Raw genomic sequence first — 3,448 nt, 5'->3', positions numbered from 1 at the left:
CGAGCGCCGCGGCCAGCGATCCCGCCTGGTCGGCCGCACGCACCCCGGCCTCCCGAACCCGGGCCGCCTCGGCCACCACCGCGACCCGCTCGAACGCCACCAGCGCCGCGGCCACAGGTCCCGACCCCGTGCTCGATCCCGCCATCAGTCCCGCCCCCTCCGGGCCCGACAGTCCGGGCCGCTCGGGGATCCACGCTAGGGGCGCGGCGGCGCCGGATCCGGCCCGCGAGAGGGGTCGGTGGATAGATCGGACGACCATCCACAGGCTCAGTCCAGGTCGGGTTGCTCGGCGTACCGGTTGCCGGCGTACATGCGCACCAGCACCGCGACGAGCCCGACGCCGAACACCGCCATCCCGCCGAACAACAGCTCCTCCGGCATGCGCTGATCCGGACTCTCGGCGGCGCGCACGATCCCCACCTGCATCGCCACCAGCAGCGCCAGGGTGACCACCGTGATCAGCCACAGATCCTCACGCAGCAGTCGCTCGAACCGGCGAAGCCTCGGCGCGGTGGCCGTCCACCACTCCTTGCGGGGTCCGTTGATGAGCTCGGGCGCCCGGAGGACGATGAGCGTGGTCAGCAGCGGGAGAGGCAGCACCATCAGCAGGGGCAACAGCGCCGAGAACGCCAGAGCGCCGGCCTTGCTGGACCAGCCGTCCGGCTCGCCGCCCGAGCCGAAGTGAATAGGGACGCGCTCCGGCAGGACCACCACCTGCCAGGCCAGCACCGCCAGCCAGACCACAACGGTGGCCACGACCAGAACGAGGATCCAGGGGCTGGTCGGTTCCTTCGGCAGGCCGCGGGCCTCGTCGGCAACCGAGTTCGTCGTCGTCATCTAGTCGAGGCCCCGCGACCCTGCGGCCGTGCGGCGCACGCCTACCTCACCACCGTCACCCGCGAGGCGGCCTCGCGGGCCCGCTCGCGCGCGGTCTCCACGTCCTCGGCGGTGGCCACGGCCACGCCCATGCGGCGGAACTCGCTGGCGGAGGGCTTACCGAACAGTCGCAGGTCCGACTCCGGCACCGCGAGCGCGCGGGCCACTCCCTCGAACCCGACGCCCTCGGCCGTCCCGCCACCGGAGCCGCCGATGCCGGAGCCGCCGTAGATCACCGCGGACGCTCCCGGGCTCGACATGGTGGTGACCACCGGCAGGCCCAGCACGGCCCGCGCGTGCATGTCGAACTCGCTGAGGACCTGGCTGCGCAGCGTCACCAGGCCGGTGTCGTGCGGCCGCGGGCTCACCTCGGAGAAGTAGACGTCCACTCCCTGCACGAACAGCTCCACCCCGAACACACCCACCCCGCCGAGCGCACCGGTCACGCGCGCCGCCACCGAGCGCGCCGAGTCGTAGGCGTCCTGCGTCATGGCCTGCGGCTGCCACGATTCGACGTAGTCGCCGCGCTCCTGACGGTGACCGATCGGCTCGCAGAAGTCGGTCCGGATCTCCCCCGTCCGCGGGTCCACGCTGCGGACGGTGAGCAGGGTGATCTCGTACTCGAAGTCCACGAACGACTCCACGATCACGCGCGCCCCCGTCACCCGCGCACCGGACTGGGCGTAGGTCCACGCGGCCTCCACGTCCTCGGGGCCGTGGAGGGAGGACTGTCCCTTTCCCGACGACGACATCGTGGGCTTGACCAGGCACGGGAACCCGATCTGAGCGCACGCCTCCTGCAGCTCCTCCAGCGAGGAGGCGAACGCGTAGCGGCTCGTGGGCAGACCCAGCTCCTCGGCCGCCAGCCGCCGGATGCCCTCGCGGTCCATGGTCAGCTGCACGGCCCGGGCGGTGGGCACGACCCGGGCCAGCCCGTCCTGCTCGATCTGCGCCAGCGCGGCGGTGGCGATGGCCTCGATCTCCGGCAGGATCACCTGCGGCTTCTCGAGTTCCACCACCCGGCGCACCTCGCCCGAGTCGGTCATGTCGATCGTGTGGCTGCGGTGGGCGACCTGGTGGGCGGGGGCGCCCGCGTACCGGTCCACCGCGATCACCTCGACCCCCAGGCGCTGCAGCGCGATCGTCACCTCCTTGCCCAGCTCGCCGGAGCCCAGCAGCATCACGCGGGTCGCGTCCGGGGTGCCCGGCGTGCCGAAGCGGTCGACGACTGGCGGGGCGAGGGGATCGTGCGCTGCGGTCATGGCGCCCACGCTAGTAGACCTCCGTCGCCGGCCTCTATCGCGTGCTCCCCCGCTCCCGCGGACCGGCAGAAGATAACGTGTGTGCAACGCCACACGAAAGGGCACACCTGTGACCACTGCCTCCTCCGGCCCCCTGGCCGGCATCCGCGTCGTCGAACTCAACGGAATCGGCCCCGGCCCCCACGCGTGCATGATGCTCGCCGACCTGGGCGCCGACGTCGTGACCGTCATGCGCCCCGGTGAGCTCGCCAGGTCCGCCGACGGCTGGGCGCACATCACCCGGCGGGGCCGGACCGTGGTGGAGGCCGACCTCAAGAGCGAGGACGGGCTGGCGCAGGTCCGGGGCCTGATCGCCAAGGCCGACGTGCTGGTCGAGGGCTTCCGCCCCGGGGTCACCGAGCGCATGGGCCTCGGCCCCGACCAGTGCCTCGAGTCCAACCCGCGGCTCGTGTACGCGCGGATGACCGGCTGGGGCCAGCACGGCCCGCTCGCGCACACCGCCGGCCACGACCTCAACTACATCTCGCTCACCGGGCACCTCAACGCCACCGCCCGCCAGGGCGAGCGCCCGGTTCCGCCGCTCAACCTGGTCGGCGACTTCGGCGGCGGGTCGATGTTCCTCATCCAGGGCATCCTCGCCGCGATCATCGAGCGCGCCACCTCCGGCAAGGGTCAGGTCATCGACACCGCCATGACCGACGGCGCCTCCGTGCTGGGCCAGTTCCAGTGGGCCATGCGCGCCCGCGACCAGTGGTCGGACGTCGCCGGGACCAACATGCTCGACACCGGGTTCCCGTTCTACGACGTGTACACCTGCTCGGACGGCAAGTTCATGGCCGTGGGTTGCCTCGAGCCGCAGTTCTACGCGGAGTTCGCGCGACTGATGGGCATCGACGGCGAGGACATGCCCGGGCAGTTCGACATGGACCGCTGGGACGAGCTGCGCGAGATCATCGCCGGGAAGTTCGCCGGGAAGCCCCGCGACGAGTGGGCCGAGCTGTTCTACGGCACCGACGCCTGCACGACCCCGGTGCTGACCTACACCGAGGCGCTGTCCCATCCCCATATGACGGCGAGGGAGACCTTCGTCGAGGTCGCCGGGGACATGGGGCCGGCGCCCGCGCCGCGCTTCTCGCGCACCCCGGCGCCTGCCGTCCCGGCCGCGCCGCCGCATGAGGTGACTCCGGTCGAGCAGGTCTGGGCCTGACCATGAGCGGGTCGGGGCCGGGAGCCACTCCTCACTCGCCGGGCAGTGGCTCCCGGGTGGCCGGGATGACCCTGGCCGTCGACCCCGCCTCGGCGGAGCCGCC

Annotated in this window: 3 protein-coding genes; 1 reads left to right on the top strand and 2 read right to left on the bottom strand. The window is 72.4% G+C overall.

Annotated features, from left to right (window positions below; translation table 11 throughout):
• Positions 1 to 267: 267 nt before the first annotated feature.
• A complete protein-coding gene (locus G6031_RS16110) occupies positions 268 to 837 on the bottom strand; it encodes a DUF1648 domain-containing protein (protein WP_182653807.1) in 570 nt (189 codons plus the stop codon).
• A 41-nt stretch (positions 838 to 878) separates the two neighbouring features.
• Positions 879 to 2,138, bottom strand: a complete 1,260-nt coding sequence (gene purT, locus G6031_RS16105) for a formate-dependent phosphoribosylglycinamide formyltransferase (protein WP_182653806.1) — start codon at positions 2,136 to 2,138, stop codon at positions 879 to 881.
• 109 nt (positions 2,139 to 2,247) lie between these two features.
• Between purT and G6031_RS16100 the strand changes: the two genes are divergently transcribed.
• A complete protein-coding gene (locus G6031_RS16100) occupies positions 2,248 to 3,345 on the top strand; it encodes a CoA transferase (RefSeq protein ID WP_182653805.1) in 1,098 nt (365 codons plus the stop codon).
• The last annotated feature ends 103 nt before the right edge of the window (positions 3,346 to 3,448 follow it).

Origin of the sequence: Dietzia sp. CQ4, from assembly GCF_014145125.1 — a bacterium.
Taxonomy (GTDB): Bacteria; Actinomycetota; Actinomycetes; order Mycobacteriales; family Mycobacteriaceae; genus Dietzia; species Dietzia natronolimnaea.
Note: the sequence above shows the minus strand (reverse complement) of the source record. Positions and strands in the feature narration are given on the sequence as shown.

Excerpts from the sequence above, each read along its gene's own strand:
- G6031_RS16110 (WP_182653807.1), bottom strand. The coding sequence starts at position 837 with ATGACGACGACGAACTCGGTTGCCGACGAGGCCCGCGGCCTGCCGAAG.
- purT (WP_182653806.1), bottom strand. The coding sequence starts at position 2,138 with ATGACCGCAGCGCACGATCCCCTCGCCCCGCCAGTCGTCGACCGCTTC.